Annotated in this window: 25 protein-coding genes, 1 tRNA gene and 1 pseudogene; 5 read left to right on the top strand and 22 right to left on the bottom strand. The window is 37.7% G+C overall.

Features of this window, described 5'->3' with window-relative positions:
• Positions 1-441: 441 nt before the first annotated feature.
• From lysS to spoIIE, 16 genes and pseudogenes are all read right to left on the bottom strand, one after another.
• On the bottom strand, positions 442-1,923 hold the full coding sequence (gene lysS, locus AC3G7N_RS18475) for a lysine--tRNA ligase (RefSeq protein ID WP_489423656.1): 1,482 nt from the start codon (positions 1,921-1,923) through the stop codon (positions 442-444).
• Between the two features lie 374 nt (positions 1,924-2,297).
• Positions 2,298-2,750 (bottom strand): annotated as a pseudogene (locus AC3G7N_RS18480) (tRNA dihydrouridine synthase); the annotation flags it as partial.
• 102 nt (positions 2,751-2,852) lie between these two features.
• Positions 2,853-3,080: a helix-turn-helix domain-containing protein gene (locus AC3G7N_RS18485; RefSeq protein WP_489423635.1), complete on the bottom strand. Its 228-nt coding sequence runs from the start codon at positions 3,078-3,080 to the stop codon at positions 2,853-2,855.
• Entirely contained in the window at positions 3,050-3,562 is a 513-nt protein-coding gene (gene folK, locus AC3G7N_RS18490) for a 2-amino-4-hydroxy-6-hydroxymethyldihydropteridine diphosphokinase (RefSeq protein WP_489423636.1), read from the bottom strand. The genes AC3G7N_RS18485 and folK overlap by 31 nt, the downstream gene beginning before the upstream one ends.
• Complete coding sequence (gene folB, locus AC3G7N_RS18495) at positions 3,562-3,924, bottom strand: dihydroneopterin aldolase (RefSeq protein WP_489423637.1); 363 nt, start codon at positions 3,922-3,924, stop codon at positions 3,562-3,564. Before folB ends, folK begins: the two co-directional genes overlap by 1 nt.
• Entirely contained in the window at positions 3,917-4,753 is an 837-nt protein-coding gene (gene folP / locus AC3G7N_RS18500; protein WP_489423638.1) for a dihydropteroate synthase, read from the bottom strand. The genes folB and folP overlap by 8 nt, the downstream gene beginning before the upstream one ends.
• Before the next feature lie 95 nt (positions 4,754-4,848).
• On the bottom strand, positions 4,849-5,781 hold the full coding sequence (gene cysK, locus AC3G7N_RS18505) for a cysteine synthase A (RefSeq protein WP_489423639.1): 933 nt from the start codon (positions 5,779-5,781) through the stop codon (positions 4,849-4,851).
• 349 nt (positions 5,782-6,130) lie between these two features.
• Positions 6,131-7,042 (bottom strand): peptidylprolyl isomerase, encoded by a 912-nt coding sequence (locus AC3G7N_RS18510; protein ID WP_489423640.1) that lies wholly within the window; start codon positions 7,040-7,042, stop codon positions 6,131-6,133.
• Between the two features lie 18 nt (positions 7,043-7,060).
• Complete coding sequence (hslO, locus tag AC3G7N_RS18515; RefSeq protein WP_489423641.1) at positions 7,061-7,939, bottom strand: Hsp33 family molecular chaperone HslO; 879 nt, start codon at positions 7,937-7,939, stop codon at positions 7,061-7,063.
• Positions 7,940-8,200: 261 nt separating this feature from the next.
• On the bottom strand, positions 8,201-8,980 hold the full coding sequence (locus AC3G7N_RS18520) for a type III pantothenate kinase (RefSeq protein WP_489423657.1): 780 nt from the start codon (positions 8,978-8,980) through the stop codon (positions 8,201-8,203).
• A 147-nt stretch (positions 8,981-9,127) separates the two neighbouring features.
• A complete protein-coding gene (gene ftsH, locus AC3G7N_RS18525; protein ID WP_489423642.1) occupies positions 9,128-11,149 on the bottom strand; it encodes an ATP-dependent zinc metalloprotease FtsH in 2,022 nt (673 codons plus the stop codon).
• Between the two features lie 199 nt (positions 11,150-11,348).
• Positions 11,349-11,897 (bottom strand): hypoxanthine phosphoribosyltransferase, encoded by a 549-nt coding sequence (hpt, locus tag AC3G7N_RS18530; RefSeq protein ID WP_489423643.1) that lies wholly within the window; start codon positions 11,895-11,897, stop codon positions 11,349-11,351.
• Positions 11,898-11,908: 11 nt separating this feature from the next.
• Positions 11,909-13,303 carry a tRNA lysidine(34) synthetase TilS gene (gene tilS / locus AC3G7N_RS18535; protein WP_489423644.1) on the bottom strand — a complete coding sequence of 465 codons (1,395 nt, stop codon included), beginning with the start codon at positions 13,301-13,303 and terminating at the stop codon, positions 11,909-11,911.
• A 60-nt stretch (positions 13,304-13,363) separates the two neighbouring features.
• Positions 13,364-14,290 carry a serine/threonine protein kinase PrkT gene (prkT, locus tag AC3G7N_RS18540; RefSeq protein WP_489423645.1) on the bottom strand — a complete coding sequence of 309 codons (927 nt, stop codon included), beginning with the start codon at positions 14,288-14,290 and terminating at the stop codon, positions 13,364-13,366.
• Positions 14,253-14,993, bottom strand: coding sequence for a hypothetical protein (locus tag AC3G7N_RS18545; RefSeq protein WP_489423646.1), 741 nt, complete (start codon positions 14,991-14,993; stop codon positions 14,253-14,255). The genes prkT and AC3G7N_RS18545 overlap by 38 nt, the downstream gene beginning before the upstream one ends.
• A gap of 102 nt (positions 14,994-15,095) precedes the next feature.
• Entirely contained in the window at positions 15,096-17,549 is a 2,454-nt protein-coding gene (gene spoIIE, locus AC3G7N_RS18550; protein ID WP_489423647.1) for a stage II sporulation protein E, read from the bottom strand.
• 402 nt (positions 17,550-17,951) lie between these two features.
• Here spoIIE and AC3G7N_RS18555 point away from each other — a divergent pair.
• Positions 17,952-18,025: transfer RNA gene (locus tag AC3G7N_RS18555), tRNA-Met, on the top strand.
• A gap of 244 nt (positions 18,026-18,269) precedes the next feature.
• Here the strand turns inward: AC3G7N_RS18555 and AC3G7N_RS18560 are convergent.
• From AC3G7N_RS18560 to yabP, 4 genes are all read right to left on the bottom strand, one after another.
• Positions 18,270-18,653 carry a S1 domain-containing RNA-binding protein gene (locus AC3G7N_RS18560; RefSeq protein ID WP_089530298.1) on the bottom strand — a complete coding sequence of 128 codons (384 nt, stop codon included), beginning with the start codon at positions 18,651-18,653 and terminating at the stop codon, positions 18,270-18,272.
• A gap of 73 nt (positions 18,654-18,726) precedes the next feature.
• On the bottom strand, positions 18,727-19,107 hold the full coding sequence (locus tag AC3G7N_RS18565; protein WP_489423648.1) for an FtsB family cell division protein: 381 nt from the start codon (positions 19,105-19,107) through the stop codon (positions 18,727-18,729).
• A 6-nt stretch (positions 19,108-19,113) separates the two neighbouring features.
• Positions 19,114-19,713, bottom strand: coding sequence for a spore cortex biosynthesis protein YabQ (yabQ, locus tag AC3G7N_RS18570; protein WP_489423649.1), 600 nt, complete (start codon positions 19,711-19,713; stop codon positions 19,114-19,116).
• On the bottom strand, positions 19,710-20,012 hold the full coding sequence (gene yabP, locus AC3G7N_RS18575) for a sporulation protein YabP (protein WP_089530301.1): 303 nt from the start codon (positions 20,010-20,012) through the stop codon (positions 19,710-19,712). Before yabP ends, yabQ begins: the two co-directional genes overlap by 4 nt.
• A 343-nt stretch (positions 20,013-20,355) precedes the next feature.
• Between yabP and AC3G7N_RS18580 the strand changes: the two genes are divergently transcribed.
• From AC3G7N_RS18580 to AC3G7N_RS18595, 4 genes are all read left to right on the top strand, one after another.
• Complete coding sequence (locus AC3G7N_RS18580) at positions 20,356-20,826, top strand: CBO0543 family protein (RefSeq protein WP_489423650.1); 471 nt, start codon at positions 20,356-20,358, stop codon at positions 20,824-20,826.
• Entirely contained in the window at positions 20,826-21,923 is a 1,098-nt protein-coding gene (locus AC3G7N_RS18585; RefSeq protein ID WP_489423651.1) for a GerAB/ArcD/ProY family transporter, read from the top strand. The genes AC3G7N_RS18580 and AC3G7N_RS18585 overlap by 1 nt, the downstream gene beginning before the upstream one ends.
• A gap of 94 nt (positions 21,924-22,017) precedes the next feature.
• Positions 22,018-22,446, top strand: coding sequence for a MarR family winged helix-turn-helix transcriptional regulator (locus AC3G7N_RS18590; protein ID WP_489423652.1), 429 nt, complete (start codon positions 22,018-22,020; stop codon positions 22,444-22,446).
• Positions 22,446-23,669: an MFS transporter gene (locus tag AC3G7N_RS18595; protein WP_489423653.1), complete on the top strand. Its 1,224-nt coding sequence runs from the start codon at positions 22,446-22,448 to the stop codon at positions 23,667-23,669. The genes AC3G7N_RS18590 and AC3G7N_RS18595 overlap by 1 nt, the downstream gene beginning before the upstream one ends.
• Positions 23,670-24,043: 374 nt before the next feature.
• On the opposite strand, the gene AC3G7N_RS18600 is transcribed toward AC3G7N_RS18595, so the two are convergent.
• The gene (locus AC3G7N_RS18600; protein WP_489423654.1) at positions 24,044-24,688 is read right to left on the bottom strand and encodes a hypothetical protein; all 645 of its coding nucleotides are present in this window, start codon (positions 24,686-24,688) and stop codon (positions 24,044-24,046) included.
• Positions 24,689-24,702: 14 nt separating this feature from the next.
• The gene (locus tag AC3G7N_RS18605) at positions 24,703-24,804 is read right to left on the bottom strand and encodes a YjcZ family sporulation protein (protein WP_489423655.1); all 102 of its coding nucleotides are present in this window, start codon (positions 24,802-24,804) and stop codon (positions 24,703-24,705) included.
• Between the last annotated feature and the right edge of the window lie 293 nt (positions 24,805-25,097).

Raw genomic sequence — 25,097 nt, forward strand, 5'->3', positions numbered from 1 at the left:
GTTTCGTTACTTACATACTTGGTTGTTTTGTTCAGTTTTCAAGGAGCAAATTTCAATTGCCGTCTCAATTTGGCGACTTTATAAATATACCATTTAAAGATGATAAAGTCAATAACTTTTTTATTTATTTTTTTCAAACAAATAATAAGGTTGTTCAAAAGACAACGTAATCTAATTTACCATGATTCTATGATGAAATCAAGAGAAATATAAAAGTTAAATAATTGGAAATTATTGCACCGCCTTTAACCCCCATCAAACAACCAGAAACTCCCCAATCGAAAGAGGTTATGAACAGATATACATCGTATCAACCCCAAAAACTCTTACTATATCTATAATGAAAGAAAGCAGCAAACGTTATAAGCTGCTATTACAACTACAAAACAACCCAGCAAACCTCTCTTCAGGGGTTTTGCTGGGTTGTTCTTTTCTAACTTACTACTTATTGCGCATTTGCGGGAAAAGTAATACGTCACGAATAGAAGGTGAATTCGTTAAAAGCATAACTAGACGATCAATACCAATACCGAGTCCTCCAGTAGGTGGCATTCCATATTCTAGCGCTTCTAAGAAGTCATCATCCATCAAATGAGCTTCATCATTTCCTTGTTCACGTTCCTTAAGCTGCGATTCAAAACGTTCACGTTGATCAATTGGATCGTTTAATTCACTAAAGGCATTTGCGTGTTCACGTCCAACAATAAATAATTCAAATCGATCCGTGAAGCGGCCATCTTCTTTCGTTTTCTTCGCAAGTGGTGATATTTCAACAGGATGACCAAAGATAAAGGTTGGCTGAATGAGCTTCTCTTCTATTTTTTGTTCAAAGAACTCATTCACTACATGCCCAAATGTCATCGAATCCTGGATTTGTATCCCATGTTCTTTTGCTAAACCACGAGCATCTTCATCACTCATTTCTTTCCAAAAGTCAACACCTGTATATTCTTTAACGGCATCAACCATGTGTAACCTCTTCCATTTTGGAGCAAGCGAGATTTCTTCTTCTCCATACATTAATGTCGTATTACCTAATACTTCTTTTGCAATGTGTGCAACCATATTTTCTGTTAGTTCCATTACATCATGGAAATCCGCATAAGCTTCGTAAAGTTCCATCATAGTAAACTCAGGGTTATGCCTTGTTGAAACACCTTCATTACGGAAAACACGGCCAATCTCATACACTTTCTCCATTCCACCAACAATTAAGCGCTTTAGGTGTAGTTCAATTGCAATACGCATATATAAGGGAATATCTAATGCATTGTGATGTGTTTCAAATGGACGTGCAGACGCGCCGCCAGGAATACTATGCATCATCGGAGTTTCCACTTCTAAAAATCCTTGTCCATCAAGATAATGCCGCATTGATTGAATAATTTTACTCCGCAATACAAAAGTATCCCGACTGGAAACGTTCGTGATTAGATCTAAGTAACGTTGGCGGTAGCGTTGTTCAATATCTTTTAGTCCATGATACTTCTCTGGTAATGGGCGTAGTGATTTCGATAACAAATGGAATTCGGTAGCCTTTACGGACAGTTCGCCGACCTTGGTTTTGAACATCACACCAGTTATTCCAACGATATCCCCCATATCAGTTGTATTAAAAGTTTCATAAGCACCATCACCAATCATATCTTTTCGTACGTAAATCTGCAGCTGGCCGCTCAAATCTTGAACATGAGCAAATCCTGCTTTTCCTTTTCCACGTTTCGTCATCATACGTCCAGCAATAGTGACCTGATCCGTCTTCTCTTCTAATTCTTCTTTTGAAAATTGATCATATTGTTCTACTAGTGCTTTTGTTGAGTGAGTACGCTCAAATTTTCCACCAAAAGGATCGACACCTTGCTCTTGAAATGTTTGCAGTTTTTCACGACGTACACGCATTTGTTCATTTATTTCTTCTGACATCATTACCACTCCAATAAGTACAAATTTTTCATTATCATTGACCGTACAAGTCATTTTGAACCATTTATCGTTTATTATATAGGAAGTATCAATTTATTTCATGTATTTACTCATCAACAAAGGTAAATTAAAAAATCGGCTGAGTCCCTTTTTCAGCTAAAGAAACAGTAATAAACCTATTTTTTTCTTTGACAGGATTTACGGTAGGAACTTGAACGTACTATTTCCACCGATTGAATCCCAACCTTTATCCTCGAATATACATGAAGCAGGATTAAAACTTTCACTTTCTTTCCTTTATTCCCTAAGCAATTAAAAAACTGCCAGTGCGAAACTGGCAGGATTACGCTCTATCCTAGTTTAGGAAAAGGCACTTATGACGCCATGTTTGCTTCTAATTCCTTTGCATAGGAATATAAGATATCCAATAAACCAACGCGTGTTTCAACATGATTAATACGGCTACGAACTTTACCGTTACCTTGTAGGCCTTTCAGATACCATGGAGCATGTTTACGCATCTCTAGCAATGCTATTTTCTCGCCTTTTAGCTTGATAAGTCTGTCCATGTGCAGCATACAAACATCAATTTTTTCCTTTGGTGTTGGATCCGCAATCAATTCACCTGTTTCCAAATATTTAACTGTGCGATAAATCATCCAAGGATTCCCTAGTGCTGCTCTCCCGATCATAATAGCATCAACACCTGTTTCTTCTAATCGTTGTTTCGCAATTTGGGGTGAATCGATATCTCCATTACCGATAACTGGGATATTTACCGCTTGTTTAACCTGCTTCACAATGTCCCAATCGGCGTATCCCTCATGCGCCAAATTCTTTAACCGTTAAGCGGAATGCATAATTACAAACCCCCGCCATCGGTGCCAGAACTACTTTATTAGGAATGGAAATATCACCAATTTGAAACACTACTCTGCCTCCTTTAAATTTTCAACTTTGCCAACTAATTCTTCCTTTGAAACAGCTAAGGTTGTTGCGATTTGATCAAGAAACACATCAGGAGCTTCCTTATTCCCACGTTCCACTCCTCTAAGCTCCGCGATGGAAACGTGCATATCTTTTGCGAGATCTACCTGTGTGTAACCCTTTAATTTACGAAATGCCTTTATTCGTCTACCGACCCTGGAGGTGACCATGCTCTAACATCCTTTACATCTAGCTCTGTCAAATCACTCACATAATCTGACACACGTTTTCCCTCATCACCGATTGGTAATTCAGGGTTTAATTCATATAATGGTATAAGTACAAATGCCCGTTCATGCATTCTTGGGTGTGGCAAAATTAATCGTTCCGTTTTTCTATTCTTATTATTATAGATTAAAATGTCAAGGTCTATTGTACGAGGTCCAAATCTAATTTCACGTTTGCGCCCTAGTCCTTGCTCAACTTGCTGGCAAATATCTAATAAATCAATTGGGTTAGAATTTGTTTCTATTTGAATGACCATGTTTAAGAAATCTGCCTGATCCTTATATCCAACTGGTGCCGTCTCGTAAATAGACGATTGACTCTTAATCATAATATGTTCATGTATGCTAAGTTCATGTAACGCTTTTTGTAAATGAACCAAACGTGGTTCAATGTTTGTTCCAAGTGCTATAAAAACAGTATTCATTATTTTTTCTCCCTAAAAATTTCTACTGCAACTGATTCGTAATGGCCGTGAATTGGCGGATTTGGTTTAACAACTTTAACCTGACAAGCCTGCAATAAATCAAAGGTGGATAAAAGCTGTCTAGCAATTTCTTCTGCAACTGCTTCAATTAGATTCTTTGCCTTACCTTCCACCGAAGTCCGAATCACGTCATATGCATGACCATAGTGGATAGAGTCTTCCATTCTGTCACTTGTACCAGCTTGGTTTAAGTCTACTAACAATTCCACATCAACATTAAAACGTTGCCCCAACTTGTTTTCCTCTGGGAGCAATCCATGATAGCCGTAAAATTGTAGATTTTTCATGATAATTTTATCCATTTTGTTTATTACCTCCGGCTAGAATCGCATCCATCATTTTGCCTAATTCCACATTATGTTTTACATCGTGGACTCGAACAATTTGTACACCTTTTTGGATAGCCATACAGGTAGTTGCACCTGTCCCATTGTCGCGTTTCTCAGGTGGAACGTCTAGAATGTGACCGATAAACGTTTTTCGTGATGCCCCTAATAAGACTGGATATTCCATTTCTACAAAAACTTCTAGATGATTCATAGCCACAAGATTATCCGTCTGAGTCTTGGCAAACCCAATTCCAGGATCAAGGATAATATTTTCTTTTTTCACACCTGCTTTTAATGCAATCTCAACGCTCTCCAACAAATCATTTTTCATGTCATCTATAAGTGACACGTAGCTTTTATTCGTCCGGTTGTGCATCAATATGATTGGGGCATTATATTCCGCTGCAACATATGCTATTTCAGGTTCCCTTTTCGCTCCCCAAACATCATTTATAATAGATGCTCCCGCTTCGATTGCTGCTCTAGCTGTCTCTGCTTTAAAAGTATCAATTGAAATGGGAATTTTGACCGCTTCCTTCACAGCTTCAATTGCTGGTACGATTCGTTTAATTTCTTCTTCTTCAGAGACCGGTTTATGATTGGGACGAGTTGATTCTCCCCCAATATCAATAATATCGGCACCTTGCTTCTCCATTTCAACAGCTTGTGCAACTGCCTTTTCTATCGTTGTATAACTTCCACCATCCGAAAAGGAATCCGGTGTTACATTTAAAATTCCCATGATATGTGTTCGTGCTGATAGGTCGTATTTAATCGAACTTGTTTTTAAAATTGTTTGCATCATTATACCTTCTTCCAATGCCATTATTCTACACCATTGTATCATTGCACAAAAAAAAGGACTAGTACTGAATCAGTACTAGTCCCTAATCACACTTATTGTTCGTTTTCATCAAACTCATACAGCGGTGTTGATAAATAGCGTTCCCCATTACTTGGAAGTATGGTAACAACTTTCTTGCCTTTTCCAAGTTTTTTCGCCACTTGTTTAGCAGCGGCAATTGCAGCGCCTGAAGATATTCCACCAAGAATACCATCATTTTTTGCAACCTCACGTGAAGTCGAGAACGCTTCCTCATTTGTAATGCGGATTACTTCATCATAGACGTCCGTATCTAACACTTTTGGAACAAATCCTGCACCAAGCCCTTGTATTTTATGTGGACCAGGAGAGCCGCCAGATAATATTGCGGAATCAGTAGGTTCAACTGCATATAATTTAATACCGTCAAAGTGCTCCTTTAGTACTTTACCTGCTCCAGTTATTGTTCCACCAGTTCCAATACCTGAGACAAATGCATCTAGTCCATCTTTCATTTGTTCTACGATCTCTTTTCCTGTCGTACGTGCGTGCACATCCGGATTTGCTTTATTATTAAACTGCTGTGGCATAAAATAGCCATTTTCTTCTTTTAATTCTTCTGCTTTCTTGATAGCAGTGTTCATTCCACCTGAACCTGGTGTTAAAACTAGTTTAGCCCCATATGCACGTAGTAAATTTTGACGTTCTTTACTCATTGTATCTGGCATTACTAATACCGTTTTATAACCTTTTGCAGCACCAACCATTGCCAATCCAATTCCTGTGTTACCGCTAGTTGGTTCGATTATCGTGTCGCCTTCTTTTAAAATGCCTTCCTCTTCTGCAGCTTCAATCATTGCCAATGCAATACGGTCCTTTACCGAACTTCCTGGATTCATATATTCTAGTTTTAAATAAACATCTGCACTATCTGGATCTGCTGATCGATTTAATTTAACCATTGGTGTTTCACCAATTAAACCAGCGATATTATCTGCAACTCTCATATGACTTCCTCCTAATTCCTAGTAATTTTGTAGGATTTACTTATAATGTACGCGGTAAAATGGGAATTGTCAAATAATAAGACAAAAGCGCAAGCGCCCGTTTATAGCCGTATGACCTGTACCCACGCAACGTGGCCGTTTTAATCGAACATTCCTTCCGGTATGAGATAAAGGAAATACACAGAGAGTAAGCCCTAAGGAAGTTCGGCTAACACCGGACTGTTATTTATAAGGAGACGCCTGAGGGGCACTAGGCAATGGGCACCGGTCGATAAAAACGCCACGTCCTATGGCTTTATCGGCACTAGTACGCCCTCTATGGTCGGAGCTTGGCATGACTAGTCAGGTGCTATTCTTTACCCTCTTCATATACCCATTCAATATCTAGTTTATTCCAAAGTGGTTCAGTGGTTAAAGATTGATCCAGCTTGTCTAACGCTAGTTCCCTTTTTAAGTATGGTTTAATTTCCTCGTAAGTAAAATTGATATCAGGTAACAAACGATGAAGGTAAATAATAGCTACACCGGTATTGCTTTTGAATGGTTCACTATAGGTTCCCGCTTCCATTTCCTTTGCCGTTTCAAAATAACCCGTAGGTAAAAACTGACTGTTAGTCTGGAAGTAGCCAAGATACCCACCATCTTTTTTTGTATCCTCATCTATCGAATACTCTTTAGCAAGTAATGGGAACGATGCGCCATTATCTAATTCCTTTTTTACCTTTTCAGCTGTTTTCGTATTCTGCACAATGATATGCGATACCTTCATCGATGCGGAAAAATCGTATTGATTCTTATAGATATCGTAGTAAGATTTCATTTCTTTTTCCGGAATGGTAGTGTCCATGGTTAATAAAGCACCTAATTGATAACGGTAGATAATATCCTTCCGCCACTCTTTTTCCTTTTGTTTTGCTTCTTTTGTTGTCATTGGACCTTGCATACCAGTCAATAAAGCGAGTTCACGTTTAATAACCTTTTCACTAACCTCTATCTTATGTTCAGATGCCAACTGGTGAACAATTTCAGTATCAATCATTCGTTTTAATTGCTCTTTCCCATGTGTCGAGCGGAGCGTAGACATCCACGCATCATAAGAAACCGTTTCTCCTTCTATTGAAGCAACGGGCTCTTTGACATCCACCTCAGCGTCTTCATTATTTAGCATGACCTTCTCTTCATGTTTATTCCAAAATAAAAGTGTAGCAATATTCGTTATCAACAATACAACTATTATCCCAAGTAATAATTTTTTCGGCATATAAAGCTCCCTATCTTTTTATTTATCTGATTGCTTTAGTAAATTTAAATCTTGCTCATTAAATTGATAAACCTCATTACAAAAATGGCAAGTCGCCTCTGCTCCGTGGTCTTCATCAATCATTTTTTGTATTTCCTCGTTACCCAACCCACTAATTGCTTGCTCAATACGATCCTTTGAGCACTTACATGTGAAGGAAATTGGCAGCGTTTCGTGCATTTTTATTTCCTCATTACCAAATAAACGTTGCAAAATTTCTTCTGGCGAATTACCCTCTTGAATTATGGTAGAGATTGCTGGGAAGGTCTGAATTTGTTCCTCTAGTCGTTCAATGATCTCTTCATCTGCACCAGGCATTACTTGGATAATAAACCCACCTGCAGCTAGAACCGAGTGGTCTGGATTAATCAATACCCCTGCACCTACAGCGGACGGAACTTGCTCAGAATTAGCGAAATAATACGTGAAATCTTCACTTATTTCTCCAGATATGATAGGAACCTGGCCAGTGAAGTAATCCTTTAATCCTAAATCCTTGATAACACTAATATTTCCTTCTGTACCAACTGCTCGTGCGACGTCTAATTTACCATGTTGATTTAACTCAAAATCAACGTGTGGATTCGTTACATAGCCACGAACCTCACCACGCGTGTTCGCGTCCGCGATGATTGGACCGGTTGGACCATTTCCTTCCACTTTAACCGTTATGGAATCTTCACCTTTCAACATGGCACCCATCATAGCTGAAATGGTAATTGTGCGTCCGAGAGCTGCCGAAGTAGTCGCCCATGAATCATGACGTCTTTGAGCTTCGCTTACTGTTTCCGTAGTAACACTGGCATAAGCACGAACCAGTCCTTTATATGTTGTAGCCTTAACCAAATAATCTTTCATTGAAAACTCTCCTTTATATGCGTGTTCAAAAAGGTGCCAAATTAGAAACAAGGTCAACTAAGTGCGCATGCGTCCTTGAAAATAAAAGACGACTTTCATCGTGCGATGCCTTTTCAGGGTAGCTTTTCTTATCCTGTTTCAACGCCGACACTAGCATGTCCTGTGCGTCGAAGTTCAAGGCGATGAAGTCTTGGGAACCGGAAAGACAAGCCAACGAAGAAATTCGTAGTTCATCATTCGGTGACTTTTTGAACATCCTCTTTATGAGTTAATCTCTTGGTTGCGTTTATAAATGATATACAAACCTTTTAGAGTCAGGTTTGCATCTACATGGTCTATTGTTTTAGAATCGTCAGATATTAACTTAGCAAGTCCCCCGGTCGCAACTACGGTCGGAGTTTCATTTGCTTGCTCCATTATCCTTGATACTACTTCATCAACCTGGCCTATATATCCATAATATATCCCAGCCTGCATTGCTTCAACAGTGGAAGTGCCGATAACGTTTGACGGACTAGTAATCTCCACTTTAGGAAGTTTAGAAGCCTTTTTGTATAATGCTTCAAGTGAAATATGAATTCCAGGTGTAATGGCACCACCCTCATATTCTTGCTTTTCATTCACATAACAGTATGTTGTAGCAGTCCCAAAATCGATAATTACAAGTGGTGATCCATATTCCTCTAATGCGCCAACTGCGTTCACAATTCTATCGGCACCAATTTCCTTTGGGTTTGGATATTTCATCGGTAAAAAGGATTCAACACTATCTTTTCCTATAACTAATGCTTCTTGATTAAAATACTTTCTACACATTTTTTCTAAAGCAAACATAATCGGTGGTACAACTGAAGATATAATAATTCCATGAATATCCGAAAAGGAAATACCCCTGTGTTCCAATAATGATTTTATTAGCATACCAAACTCATCTTCAGTTTTATAGCGATCCGTTTTAACTCGCCATTCATGTGTTAATTGATCATTTTCAAATACACCTAAAACGGTATTGGTATTCCCAACATCCAAAACAAAAAGCATTGTTATAATCATACCTTTCTATCTCACATAATGATTACTAGCAGAGTACTAGCATTTTCCATTTCTTTAAATATATCATAATTTTATTTTCTTTATCATATAAAAACAACCCCTCATATCACGAAGGGTTGCTTTATAACTCACTTGTTATTCTTTTTTGTTGTTATCGTCTGAATTAGAAGGCTCATCAGATTTGTCATCATGAACATCTTCTTCTAATTCTTTATTTGCTTCTTCTTTTGCTTCTTCAAATGTCTCTGGAGTAGCATCATCCTGTTTCGATTGAATATTTACTCTGAGATCTTTCTCCTCTGTAGAGGTACTTGTTACTGGATCTATTGGTTCCGGAAGCACACCATCCTCGAACAATCCTTTGATTTGTTTAGCATCTAAGGTTTCTACTTTTAAAAGGGTTTGTGCAACAAGTTCTAATTTATCCTTATTGTCTGTAAGAATTTGTTTTGCTCGCTCGTAACAGAAGTTGATAAAGTTTTGCATTTCTTGATCAATCTCATGAGCAATCTCGTCACTATACGTTTGTTCATTTTGAATATCGCGTCCAAGGAATACTTGATTGCCTCCACCACTCGTAAATTGCAGAGGACCAATTTTATCACTCATACCATATTCAGTAATCATTTTCCGCGCAATTGCTGTAGCCCGTTGGAAGTCATTAGAAGCACCGGTACTTACTTCACCAAATATAACTTCTTCCGCTACACGTCCACCTAACAATCCGGTGATCTTATCGAGTAACTCTGGTTTTGTCATAAAGTAACGGTCTTCTCTTGGAAGCATAACAGCGTATCCGCCTGCTTGACCACGAGGTACAATCGTAACTTTATGCACCATATCTGCATCATCCAAGACCATCCCAATAATCGTGTGTCCACTTTCATGGTATGCAACAATATTGCGTTCCTTTTTCGAAATAACTTTTCCTTTTTTCTGTGGTCCCGCAATAACGCGGTCAATTGCCTCATCAACATCAAACATGTCGATTGTAGTTTTGCTGCTGCGGGCTGCTACTAATGCAGCTTCATTTAATAAATTTTCTAGGTCAGCACCAGAAAAACCTGGAGTTCGCATTGCAATTGTTTTTAAATCAACGCTACTATCAATTGGTTTATCTTTTACGTGAACTGCCAATACTTCCTGACGACCCTTAACATCTGGGCGTTCAACCGTGATTTGACGGTCAAAACGACCTGGACGCAATAATGCTGGGTCAAGAATATCCGGACGGTTTGTTGCTGCGATAATGATAATGCCTTCATTAACACCAAATCCATCCATTTCAACGAGTAATTGGTTTAATGTTTGCTCACGTTCATCGTGACCACCACCAAGACCAGCTCCACGTTGACGACCAACTGCATCAATCTCATCAATAAAGATAATACATGGTGCGTTTTTCTTCGCATTTTCAAATAGATCACGTACACGGGAAGCACCTACACCGACAAACATTTCAACGAAGTCTGAACCACTAATAGAGAAGAATGGTTTTCCGGCTTCACCAGCAACTGCACGTGCAAGTAGTGTTTTACCTGTTCCAGGAGGTCCAACGAGCAGGACACCTTTAGGAATTCGTGCTCCAACTGCTGAGAATTTACGTGGATCCTTCAAAAAGTCAACCACCTCAACAAGCTCTTGCTTTTCTTCATCTGCTCCTGCTACATCTTTAAAGCGAACCTTCTTCTTATCTTCAGAGAACATCTTCGCTTTACTCTTACCAAAGTTCATCACGCGGCCACCACCGCCACCTTGTGATTGGCTAAGTATAAAGAAGAAAAATAATCCTATGATTAAAAACGGGATCATTGTTGTTAAAAATGTAACCCATCCGCTCGGTTGCTCTTCTTGTTCAATATTTAATACACTTTGTTCCGAAGCTGTTTCATAAATATTTGCTACAATATTTGTGTTTTCTGGAACTTGGGCAATAAATTGTGTATCCCCCTCATTCAGTTCACCAGTGATTCTAATAATCTTATTTACAGGTTGCATTGTCATTTCTGCAATATCACCATTGTTTAGTGCCTGCATAAATTCTTCTACATTTAATTCTTCTGCTTGTTCATCCTGGCCTCTGAATAATTCTATGACAGCTACAACAACTAGAAAAATCAAGAACCAGAAAAAAACATTCCGCATTAATCGTTTCATTGCCAACCTCCTCCCAAACGGGAAAAACTATATAACATAGTACCACAGGAAAAAGTTTCAATACAACTAATTCCACTCATATATGTCATTGTTTTTAAACTATTTTTATCGAACATATAAGGTCTTTCTAATCTTTCTATTCTACATCATATTGAACAAAGTAATACCGATCATTTGGTGAAAAGTAATAAAAGTTTTTTTATTCGGCTTCTCCACCATAAATCTTCGGTTTTAAAACACCAATGTATGGTAAATTGCGGTATCTTTCCTCATAATCCAGTCCGTAACCGACGACAAATTCATTTGGTACATTGAAGCCAATGATATCCGCTTTAATATTTGCCGTTCTGCCTGAAGGTTTATCCAGCAGAGTAACAACTCGAATGGACTTTGCCTTGCGATATTTAAACAAATCCACCAGATAACTGAGCGTAAGGCCACTATCAATAATATCTTCAATAATTAAAAGATCGCGTCCTTCTACTTTTGTATCCAAATCTTTAACAATTTTTACTTCCCCGGACGACCGCGTCTTCCCACCGTAACTTGAAACATCCATAAAGTCCATTTCTAGGTGTGTATCCGTATGCCGTAGTACATCTGACATAAATGGCATTGCACCTTTCAAAACACCAATTGCTAAAGGAAATTTCCCATCATATTCCTCAGTCAACTGCTTGCCAATTTCTTCGCATTTCTTAGCAATTTCCTCTTTCGTAACCAATATTTCTTCAATATCGTTATGCATGCTTGTTCCTCCTACATACTAGCTTTTTCTAAATATAGTTGAATAAATGAGGTGTCTTTTGTTTGATAGCTGGTCTGACCTTGTTTTAAGCCTACAAGCCACAAGATTTCACCATTATTGTCTGTCACTATTGGCCATGTATCACGCAAGCTGGCTGGAATCTTTTCATCGATAAAAATATCCTTAATCTTTTTGCTCCCTTTTAATCCTTTCCAAGTCATTCTATCCCCTGTCTTTCGCGTTCTAATATGTAATGGCAAAGCAACTTGGTTCCTGCTACATAAAAAATATTCCTGACTTTGATTATGTGATTCTTCCGTAAAATCAGTATGAATAACTGATCCATCTGGTAATACAACTTGCCCAGGAATATGTATGACTTTATGAAAAGGAGAAGAATTAGGCAGTTTACTTTCGAAGCAAACTATCAGCTTACAATAGGACTTCACAACCTTTAAATGATGAGGAAAATCCAGTCTGCCATTGGCTTTTTGACTATTCAATAATGCAAAAAACTGTTCCTCATGCATATACGATAAATTTTTAGGCAATTCATCATATAGATATTTTAATATTAGATGATAGGCCCGCCTTTGTAAAGCAGTGTGGTACCCTTGGAACAAATTTATGTCAAAAGTAGCACATTTTTCACCCTTATCTAGTGAAATCACCTGTTGTACTAGCTTTTTGGCCTCTTCAGTCAAATAATCTTCATCTGATTGCAAGGACTTGCTTAATTGTTGCGCATTAATATGTATATTACGGTTTTGGTTTTTTAGTAATGGAAGAACATATTGACGAAAATAATTTCTTGTATAATCCGTTTTTTCGTTTGATGGATCAATTCTCGAGAGGATTGCATACTTTTGACAATAAGCGTTGATATCTTTTTTTGTCATACCAATGAAAGGGCGAATAATCGCACCATTGTTAAATGGACGTTTAACAGGCATACCAGACATTGCTCTACTATTGGAGGATCGAACAAATCCCATCAACATGGTTTCCACTTGGTCATCACCATGGTGACCAAGTGCTAAATAATCAGCATTATGTTCTTCCATTTTTTCCAAAAAGAATTGATAACGCATTTCTCTAGCTGCAACTTGTGTTCCAACATGCTTCTTTTTTTTATACGAAGGAACGTCCAAAGAAGTTCCACAAAATTTAATATTCCATTCGGTACATGTTTTTTCCACAAAGCGAAGATCCTCTTTGGATTCATCTCCGCGTAGCTGATGATCGACTGTTAGAGCAATGAGTTTTAAATTCCATTCATCCTTAATTGAATTGAGAAAATGAAGAAGCGCCATCGAATCCGGCCCACCCGAAACACCAATTAACAGTGTTGAATTGGGTTTTATTAATCCATTTTGTTTCATAAATGCCAGCACGTTATCCTTCATTTAATTGTTCATCCTTCATTTAAGAATAGTAGTGGAACTCCTATATCCTATCACATTGGTTTACGGTAGGAACAGGGAAACGATGTAATAGAATAACGCAATTAATGATATACCTGTAGACTCGACCAGAAGAGATGCTTTTTGTTTAGTACGCTTTCTTGACATGATTGGCTTAGGGCTTTTAAGTATTTGTTCTACATCCCGCTTCATTTCAGCACTAGATTGGTATTTTCCTTGAATTGCTTTCGCGAAACAGGGTAAATATGGCCTGAGGGGTGCGACGTTCTTGACTTTTGAAAGGATTGTTGCTTCAGCATTATTTCCTCTCTCAAACTGATTTGGGTAATACAATTTTACAAAGACCATTACAAGTGCAAATAAATCGTAGCTTGGTTCGGCCCGCCTAGAACCTATTCCCCAATATCCACGATCATAAAACTCTGTATACTCTTTTATTGATCGACCGATTTGTGTTGTTCCACCCACATCAATCCAGCGAATTTTTGGTGGTGACTGGAGTATTAATAGATTTTCCTCTTTCAAATCTCCAAATACCCATCCCGCTTTATGTAGGTCGGCTAAATCATCAAGTAGTTGCAACATAAATACACCCACCCAATTACTACCATTATGTTTAATAAAAGTTGATAATGATTGCCCGCGTATATATTCCATAACATAGAATGAAAGAACTTGACTACGTGTTGTTACCCAGTCATCAACATCAACTAAATAAGGTCCAAGACTACAACCTTGGACCTTCTGTAAGGACTTTAATACATTGACCTCCATTGTCATAGACATATTTTTATCACTAATTTTTAGTGCTACTCGTTTCCCGCCAACATCACAAAGGTATACACTTCCAATAGCTCCACTACCTAGCTTTTCAATTACAGCATACCTTTTCTTATGCCATTTCCCTGTTATTAATGTTCCAGGTTTAAGTTCAATACCATGCTTCTTCGATTGGTGGCTCATCTTCATTGTTAAAGCTCCTTAACAAGCTTTTTTTACCAAATTGGTACATTGCCTCGCGTAGTGCTGGTCCTGTTGGCGTAATCCCACCACTAGTAAGCCTAGGGAAAATGGCAGATATGGAGTCAAGCTTCGGTGACCAGTCCAATATCTGTTTAATATCTTTTCGTCGATCTGGGAAGGTAAAGACACAAAATCTGTTTCTTCCAATTCGGGCATTTAAGCTGATGGATAAATCAATCAGTGCTTCCTTAACGGTCGGTATCTTATCATGCATGCTTGCGCTCGTATCTACTAATATAAGAACTTCCAGATCACATGTTTCCCCCAACTCTTCTACTACTTCCATAATTTCTCCGCGTTTGTCAGGTTCCAGCTCGTCCATTGTTTGATTGGGTCCAAGAATTTGTTGTAATTCTTGATTCACAAACCCTTGTAATGTTTGAGTCATTGCCTGCTTTGTTACCATTTGAACCGTTTGTGATAGTGACTGTTTATAAACAATCTGGCTTACACCACCACCAGACTGTGCAACCTCTTCAACTTCTTCTAATCCGTCAGGCTGCTCTGTTTGATCGTCTTCCATAATGCCTATAACATTTACGGTAATTCCTTGCTGGTATGCAAGTGCAGCTGTAGCAGCAGGGTCCTCGCCTTTATTGGAACAACCATCTGTAATTAACAAAATCTGCTTTAACGTACCTTTTTTCATACAATCCACCTCCAACTCTTTCCTAGCCATCATCGCCAAAATAACAGGAAAATATACGGAGGTGCCGCGTAATTAAACTACCCAAACTTGCCTTTAGTTTGGTCATTGTGCATGTTTATGTCCTGCTGGAATTGCTGCCCATTGTGGTGTGTTTTTATTTATTTTCGCAACCATGACTGTCATATCATCTGCTATTTCTCCTGACCTGGTTCGAACTACTTCTTCTAACAGTAAATCTGCAACCTCTTGTGGATCAACGGTTTTCATTTCACGAATCTTGCGTTTCAACCAAATGTCTACATTTTCAACATGCTTTGGTCCTTCAGAAATACCATCACTCATCATGATTAGCAGATCATCAGCCATTAATTGTTCTTTTACAATGTCAACATCAAATTCTTGAATGATGCCCATTGGTAAATTACTGGCCTCTATTTTTATCATATCGTCACCACGCTTAATAAAACTAGGTGTCGATCCAATCTTCAAAAATCGGACAGCTGCATTGTGTAAATTTATAACTGCTAGATCGAGTGTAGCAAACATTTCATCAGTTGAACGTAAGGAAAGGATTGAGTTTATCGATTTAATTGCTACTTTCTCCGGAATTCCAGTTTGCAAAATTTGTTGCAATAACCGTAACGTTTCTACACTTTCTTCGTGTGCACGTTCACCATTTCCCATTCCGTCACTAATGGCCATGGCATATTTCCCTGTACCAAGTTCCATCGTCGTATGGCTATCTCCGGAAATGACACCACCTCCCTTAGCTGCATGAGATACCCCCGTTTCTACTACATACTCTTTTGCAGAACCAAATACGATAAAGCAGCTCCCATTTGGAAAGGGCGAAATCTCTTCTTGTTTTACTACAACAACTTCATTCAAAATATCGGACAGCATAGGCGCAATTAACTTTGCCCCTTCCCCGCGATACTCATATAAGTTTACCATCATTTCAATATCAATATTTCCCCTATCTAAACTAAAGATATCTAATTTTTCAATATCAATACCCATTTGTTCTAGTCCTTGGATTATCTGCATTTCTTGTTGTTCATGGTGATGACGTTCCTTTAATATTTCTTTTGCAAAATCATCCATGACCTCCGAAACACCTTGGAGTTGTTCTGCCACAAATCGTTTACTTTCCGATACCTGCTTTTGTAATCGCCTATTCGCCTCAAAAACGGTTAATTCTTCTTTCATCACGTCCATCACTTTTTTTGACTTTACACAATGGTTTTCAAAGGCTCGCATATCTCCCGGACTGGGTTCCCGTTCCTCAACCAGATCATTCTTTAATCCCTCCATCAAGGAATAAGATTTATCGAATTGTTGCTGCCAGCACCGATTTTTCATAAAGCATCCTTGACAAGTTTTTTCCGTCACCTGACTCAGAAAATAATCAGTTTCCCGCTTATAATCAGCATCTTGTTCAGATGGACTATATTCTACAGTTTGAAAGCTTTTTGACAACGCTTCAAAAACGTCGGAAAACTGTTCTACCCGTTTAGCAGTTACATTTCGAACTTTCTGCAAATATTGTTCTTGTTCATTTGTATACTCGTCCGTTCCAGGAATATAACGAGAAAGCTTCTTAAACCAGCTAGCCGGTGTGAGAAAGAATATTAGAATTGCTATAGATGACTCTAATATAGAAGGAAGCAAATTGGCGGCATCCCCATAAATCCCTACCAAAAAAGTTCCAACTAGTAAACCAATACTAACTCCTATCTTATTTCCTTCCTTTAGCAACCCTCCTAGTAATCCAGAAAAAGCAAGAAGACTCATTTGATAGAGATTTGCTACATTCGCGAGCGATAGAATGAGACCGGCCACAACACCAACCGTCGATCCAACTGCAGCGCCTCCAACGAATGCAAGTATCAAAACAAAATAACGCGAAAAAACTTGTTCTATCGATGCATCATATATATCCCAACCAATTGTTCCCGTTAATATAGAAGCAAGTAGAATAATCATACAAACAATTTCTTCGTTCTTTAAAGTGGGTTTATATTTTTTTTGTGATATTAATGGAATGCTTTGCATAAATATCAATAATAGAACTATACCTAATACACCTTCAACAAATAACAGCATCCATTCATAGGACGTGAGTTGGTCAGTAATTGAATAAAGCATTAAACGGGGTGCGACGGTTGCTAAGAAAACAAAAAACAGAATAGCTCTCTGTTGGTTTTTAACATTCTTAAACAATCCGGCAAGAAAGATGAACACGAACATTGCTAGTAAAATAAATATTCCTTGATCAATCGAGTAACTTAATGCTCCCGCAAAAACTGCAAGCATAACCTTAGCTGCTTTTTCTTTATGTACAATCCAAATGGTAGCCAAAAATGCTACTGAAAACGGAGATACCTCAGACAAGATGACAGCTCGTCCTAACAAAAAGCCTACCATGAAAAATAACCAACCTTTTTCCAGTAAGATAGATTGTGTTGTCGAATAGATTTTTCTCCGCCACTTACTCATAACACCTTGTTCTGCCCCAAACGTCTTAGATTCCAACCTTGGTATTGAATCCATCATACAAATCCACTCCCTCTTGGAGTAATTAAATCATAGGATACGTTTTTATTTTGTCAAAACAAGAGACGTTATACATAAAATCGTTCGACTATCTTCTTTTTTAATCATTCAGTTTTCTACAAGAATAAACGCAATCCTCACAATCTTGACTAAACAATTTTCTCATTTCAGCAAACAACGTGGGCAAAAACCTCCTTAAAGCCGTGGTTTCCAGTCAATCGTTATACATCTTGCTTTACCTTCAAGATTCGCTATTCGTATCTGTTATAATTTTTTATGATGAAAAAATTGCTTACGTTTTAACCTTCAGTTAAAAATAGCAAAGCATGATAATTCTGATCTTTGACGAAAGCATTGACACTGTTCGCTTAGTGATGTATTATAATTTTTGTGGCTAATTTTGGCGGCGTAGCTCAGCTGGCGAGAGCGTACGGTTCATACCCGTGAGGTCGGGGGTTCGATCCCCTCTGCCGCTATCATAAAATAAAATAAAGAAGGATTGAATCCAATTTGGGTTCAATCCTTCTTTATTTTGTTTTAATCAATTATATGGATTTGGGGGGATTCAAGGTGTGCTGTTGGCGGTTATGATCGCAAATTGACGGTTATCCATTCTACCCGGCGAAAGCTTTACGTTTAATCACAAAAAACAGGTACCACCTCGTTAAAAGTAGTACCTGTTTTTATCTATTTTGATAGAGCATCTTTATAGACAGCAATTTATCCCCGCTTAGCACCTCGGCCTCCACGTTTGGTTTCCGTTTGCTTCTTCAAAGAGGCTAATCGGTCTTCCGAATCCTTTAGAAATTTGTTCATCTTTTGGTCAAATGTTTCGCCGCGGTCGCGGTTATTTCTTGGACGAACTGGCTTATCTTTAGCCTTTTTAATTGAAAGACCGATTTTACCATCTTTTTCAACGTTAATAACTTTCACCAAAACTTCGTCACCAACAGTTAAGTGTTCATTAATATCTTTAACATAATTATCAGCAACTTCACTAATATGGACTAGACCTGTTTTCCCTTCACCGAGTTCTACAAATGCACCAAAATTAGTGATACCAGTTACCTTACCTTGCAGCTTGCTGCCTACTTCGATTGACATAAAAAAAATGCTCCTCCTTAAAAATTTAAAAAGTATATTACTATTGTATTATATCCAAGTTAATGAAAGTGTGTCAATAAGATGGATCTGTGTCGGGAAGTTTAAAGATTAATTCGCCTTCCTTGGAGAAGAAATAGTTTGTTCGCGCTATCTCTAAAACGTATTCCTCATTTTGTAATAGCTGAATTTCCTCATTAAGGTTTGCCTCTTTATTCTCCAGCTTCGCCATCTTTTCCTGCGTTTGATCATACTGTTCTTGTTTTTCAGCGTGAAGTACACGTTGTTTAACGTGATATGTAGCCATACTGCCGATCGCAATAAGTGCTACGATAGAAAATAACACAAGACGACGAATTAGACGATGTTTCTTACGTTTTTGTCTTCCCTTATGAGCATCATATTGCTGCATGTAATCCGAACTTAATCTTGTTACCGTTTTTTTCTTGGCGGTCACAGCTCGTTACCTCCTTTTAAACTTAATATACTTCAACCATTTCTTACATATATTCTTCATTGTACTATAAAATCCTGCTATTTTGTGTAAATATTTTTTAATTATTTCTGGAAGCAATCTATATATTAACATGAATACCCATTTAAAAGGAGCAAAAATTATTTTACCTATTGTTACTACTATAATAAATAACACTTGGAGTGTATGAGCAATCGCTGAAAAAAATAATGAAAACACAAAGACGATTGGGGTAACGAACAGAACATGGACCACCCTTGAAAAAAAACGATAAACAGATAAGGCGAACTGAATCATATGCTCAAGCATTTTTTTGTAGGACGAGGCAGCTAATGCCTGATAGGTGGCGAACCCTAATAAACATGCTCCAAACACATAGAATCGTAATTCACCAGCATTAACACGATATAACACATAGAATAATAATAATGTTTGAGAAAACCAGAAACTAATTTCCATAAAATAAGTGAGAAATAACGAGTTTTTCCAGTGTATAGATGCCCGCCTAAACGTATCCAATACTACACCCAAATAAAAGCCTCCTAGAACCATGGCAAGCATCGTCATAAATTGAACGGAGAGAATCATCTAAACAGCTTGCTAAAGAATCCCTTAGCTTTCTCCTGTTGTTGTTCATCTACATAGGAAAGCTCATATATTTTGCCTTTTATTGAAACTAGACCTTCACTTACATCCAGATTCTTCAACTGAAGGTTTTGACCACGTACAATTAAAAACCCCATCACCGTTTCAAGTAAAAACTCTTCATTGTCAAAACTATCGACTTCTTTTACACCGCTAATTTCAACACTCTTACGGTTGTTGATTTTCAAAGAATGATCTTGCTGTGTTACATGTGGTTGGGTTTCTTTTTCATAATAATTCATTAAAATCGTCCTCCTTATCATTATAACTATATGAAAGAAAGGACAAGTATAGAACCAAAATAGAAGACACGAAAAGCAGAGGTGACTGTTCTGGGGTGACACGCATAAGCAAAGAACCGCAGAGTGCCGCTCTTTGCAATCGGAGTGTTCTTTGCTTATGTCGCGAACCCCAAGGAGCCACAGCTAGACACGAAAAGCGGAGGTGACTGTTCAGCGATGTACAAATAGGTAGAACTGTGAAAGTACGATGAACTTTCCGTACATTCATCATGATTAATCTATAAAGATGTTCACCTTGGTTATAATAGATAATAACCCATTTAGGAAAGGGGCCTGATTTATTATGGAAAGAATGATGTTGTGGGGTTTACTTATCCTGGGTATTGTATTATTCCTACTTAGTTTACGAAAATTGCCGTTTAAAGAATGGCTTTTTGTTTATTTATTGACCTCTTATTTTTCAATTGTAATTGGGACTATTATTGTGGAAGAAAAAATGCTTGATTATCCTATAAAACTTCTTAAAAAGCATTTTGATTCCAGTTTGCTTTTTGAATACCTTTTATTCCCAGTTGTATGTCTTTACTTTTACCGAACCTCTTATCATTCTCCCTGTTTTAAAATCCTTCTACAAGCAGGATTTTATGCTGTTACCTTAACAATCATAGAAGCACTTTTGGAAAGATACACCTATTTAATTAAGTACAATACATGGACTTGGTTATACACCCTTATAAGCGTCTTCCTCCTGATGCTTTTTATCCGTGTTATTGTGCAACTGGTCTATAAAAGAAATAAAGGAGATACAGTGTAATGAAAAGCTTTGAATATGGGGATGAAAAGATAAGTGATAGAGAAATTATGACTGCTGTAACCTCCTATGTGATTGGAGTAGGAATCTTATCATTACCAAGAGATCTGGCAACTGCAACTACCTCTTCAGATGGATGGATAGTGATATTCGGTAGTGGAGTTACTGCGGTTCTCGTTATGTGGTTGTTGGCTAAGCTTGTTATTAAACTTCCAAATCATTCCTTCTCCACGTTTACATCTACCATTCTTTCAACGCCAGTGGCTGCCATTATCTCTTTATTATTTGCTGTAATATGGCTGAATGTTACTGCATTTGAGGTGCGTAGAATTGCTGATGTTTCAAAGCTATATTTATTTGACCGCACACCTGTCGAGGTTATTTCACTTTGTTTTCTACTGGTTGTTGTTTATGCTGTTTCTGGCTCTAGGGCAGGTTTATTTCGATTAAACATGATGTTTTTACCTATCGTTCTCTTTATTGCTTTAGTCGTGTTTCTATTTAACTTTAGGTGGTTTGACCCAAACAAATTGTTACCGGTTTTTGAAACAGATGTTCAGGGTTATCTAAAGGGGGTACACACTGGAGTGACCTCTTATGTAGGATTTATCATTGTTTTATTTTATATTGGACTAGTGGAAAATCCCAAAAAAGTACCTAAAATGGCTGCAATTGGAATGTGTATACCTGTTGTTTTATATACGATCCTTTTTATCCTGTGCATTGGTGTATTTGGAAATTCAGTGACGTCTAATCTACTTTACCCAACTATTGAGTTGGCTAGAAACATCGAAATACCAGGAGGGTTTCTCCATCGATTTGAATTACTCTTTTTTGTTATCTGGATTATGACCATCTTTAATACAACCTCAATTGCATTAGATGTCGTGGTACTTTCCCTTAAATCTATCTTTAAGAATACGGCTAAAGTAACGATACTTTTCATTGTAGCACCGATTATATATAGCATAAGTTTGTTTCCCGAAAATTCAATTGAGGTATCCTCATTTGGGTCAATTGTTTTTGATACTGCAGTAATATACACCCTTTCTATTGCATTAGTGTTGTTTATCATTGCTAAATTAAAAAGAATGATATAAGGTGTCCGACTTTTCACTAAGTTTACAAAATCATCTTAAACGTGTAAGATTGGTCAAAGTAATTACTTACCTAGGTAAGTATTGAGGTGAAGGAATGGATGAAATAAACAATAAAAATCTACTTCATTTGTTAAACCAACAGACCCGGTTTTTAGCAAAAGAAGTGAACAATCGTCTTAGTAAACATGGGCTGTATGCTTCCCAGTGGTCTATTATTTTTTGTATTGAACGTTTTGGACCGATGACACAAACAGCAATTTGGAAATACCTGAACGTGGAGGCTCCAACGGTTACCCGTACACTGTCCCGTATGGAAACAAGCGGATGGATTGTCCGAGAACAAGGAAATGACAAAAGAGAACGTTTCATTGAATTGACCAAAGAAGCTAAACAAAAATTCACTTCTATACGGAAAACAATGGATGAATTTGAAGAAGAAATGCTCAAGGGACTATCGTCAGATGAAAGAGAGCAATTACAAGTCTTATTAAACAAACTTGGACCATCAGGAGAGAATGCATAATGAAAGAGAACAATCAACAAGCAATATGGACCAAAAGCTTTATCAGTATTTCTATAACGCAATTTCTCGTCTTTATCGCCTTTTATACATTATTAACAACCCTCCCAATTTATGTGATTAGTGATCTTGGAGGCTCAAAAACAGATGCCGGTTTGGTCGTGACGGTTATGTTAGTAGCCGCAATCATTGTCCGACCTTTATCCGCTAATTTATTAGATCATATCGGTAAGAAAAAAGGACTCGTCCTCAGTGTAGCTATATTTACAGCAACGTCTTTTCTTTATATTTGGATTGACCAATTTACATCGTTGTTACTATTACGGTTCTTTCACGGGTTATCATTTGGGGTAATCACTACAGCAACAGGTGCAATTGCAGCAGATATTATTCCGCCCACGCGACGTGGGGCAGGACTCGGATATTTTGCAATGGCTATGAATCTAGCAGTCGTCGTTGGACCGTTTATCGGTTTAACTTTATTACAATTTACATCATTTAAAACGCTTTTCACCGTTTTGAGCATATTTATGGTAGCTGGAGTAATCAGTTCTATTCTTGTTCATGTCCCTAATAATAGTGTGATTGTTAAGAAATCGGTTAAGTTGAAGTACTCGTTTGGCGATTTAGTCGAAATGAAAGCATTACCCATTGCATTAATAAGTAGCTTGGTTTCTTTAGCATATGCTAGTATTATATCTTTTATCTCAGTCTACTCCAATTCGATTGGACAAGCTACAACTGCAAGCTATTTCTTTTTAGTCTTTGCTATTGTGATGCTCGTATCGAGACCATCTCTTGGAAGAGCGTTTGATTCTCGTGGCCCTAAATTTGTTATATTACCATGCTTGTTCATATTTGCAATCGGACTGGTTCTTCTGAGCTTTACAAGCACTGCTTGGATGCTTCTCGTTTCAGCTGGACTCATTGGTTTGGGGTATGGCACATTATTACCTAGTTTTCAATCGATGGCAATACAGGCCGCACCCAGCTCAAGAAGTGGTCATGCAACTGCGACATTCTTTATGCTCTATGATTCCGGTATTGCTGTTGGGTCAGTTGTGTGGGGTGTTGTTGTAGCTGCTTTCGGCTTTCAAAATCTATATATTTTATGCGCTTTATTAGTATTAGTAGTGATGGTAATATTTAACCTGCATCAAGCAGGACCTACCAAACCTAAACGAGCGAAAAAGGAAGCTTATCAGGAGCTTGGCAGTAATTCCTAAGCTTAAACAATTTATGTTTAATAATATCTGGAGTTAGGAATTCTACTTACATGCCCCATTATTGTTCTTATACGCTATATACAAAAGCGCACTTTTGAGTGAGACTAGTGGTGGCTTCAAGGAACATCAAAAAATGTACTCAAAAATAGAGACTCAACCGTAATACCACGAATAGATGATTAACCGACATTCTTTTTCAATAGGAACTTAACAAATCAATATTAAGGACATTAAATATCTAAAATAATCCTGCAATTCGTTAGGGTACAGAATTCCAGGATTATGGTGAGAACTGTCTTTAGTTTGAATTTCCCGTTAAAATGGTGTATTATCCCCAAGATAGAATGTATAAGTAGCTTTTCTACCAAAAGTTATCAACTCCTAGGGTTGAAATGCCCGTAATCAATAACAATGATATCCCCTTCACCGGACATTGCCAGATTGCTCCTTTTTATATCTCTCGGCTCAATCCTATACTTCCAAAATTTACTCTTTAACTCTGAAACCTTTTTTCCATAACTCCGGTCAACCATAGATATTTGAAGGGTCATTTTTTTCATAATAATCCATCCGTGCCCAAATTCTTTGACTGGGCAGAGGTATTTTAGCAACTGATTAGGACAATTTCTGTATATGTTGACTTCCCTTTCATTGCAGCTAATACCCTTTTTGCGGATGGCTACTTTTAATACATATCCGTTTTCGAGGTCGAATACTACTCGGAAGACACCGTGACCGACCACCTTGTATTTTAATCCGAGTATCCTTTTAGCATAACCTGCAATTTGGTCTGAATTTTGAGATCTATATTTATTCATTTTTAATAGCCAGGAACGAATAGACCATAATTCACTTTCAGATAAAAGAGAACTTTTTTTAGAAGTTGATCTGTTGCGCTTCACTCTGGTTGTTTTTCGGTTGTTGATTAGAGTCATAAAGAACGGCCCTCCTTTGTCATTGTTGTTTTTGAGATAGGCAAGCAAGGACAAGAAAGTTCCTTTTCTCTGCTTGCATTTCAAAAGGTCTTGTAATGCTAGTCATCGTAACTGAATTTGCTTGCTCCAATGATGATGAGCAGAATAAACAGCACAACAATCAACGCGAAGTGATTCCCTTGTCTCTGTTTGTATCCCATATAATTTTATCTCCTTTTATAGACTGATCTTCACCAGCCTTTAAGGTATCTTATGTACAAAGGTCAGAGCTTGTAGAGGGAATTTGCTGAGTTTGTCGTATCAAGAAGAAATTTAGACGGGTTACTTAAGAAATAAAAACTGGATGAGGGTAAAGAAATTAAGAAAAACCAGGCATAGACCGGAGGCCACACTGAAAAACCTTTGATTACTAAACTAAAAAAATTGCTTGTACCAAATAAGAGGCTGGGACAAAACCCAGTAAATAAAAAAGCGTGGCTATCACCGTGTAGGT

The organism is Virgibacillus carmonensis (assembly GCF_057836705.1).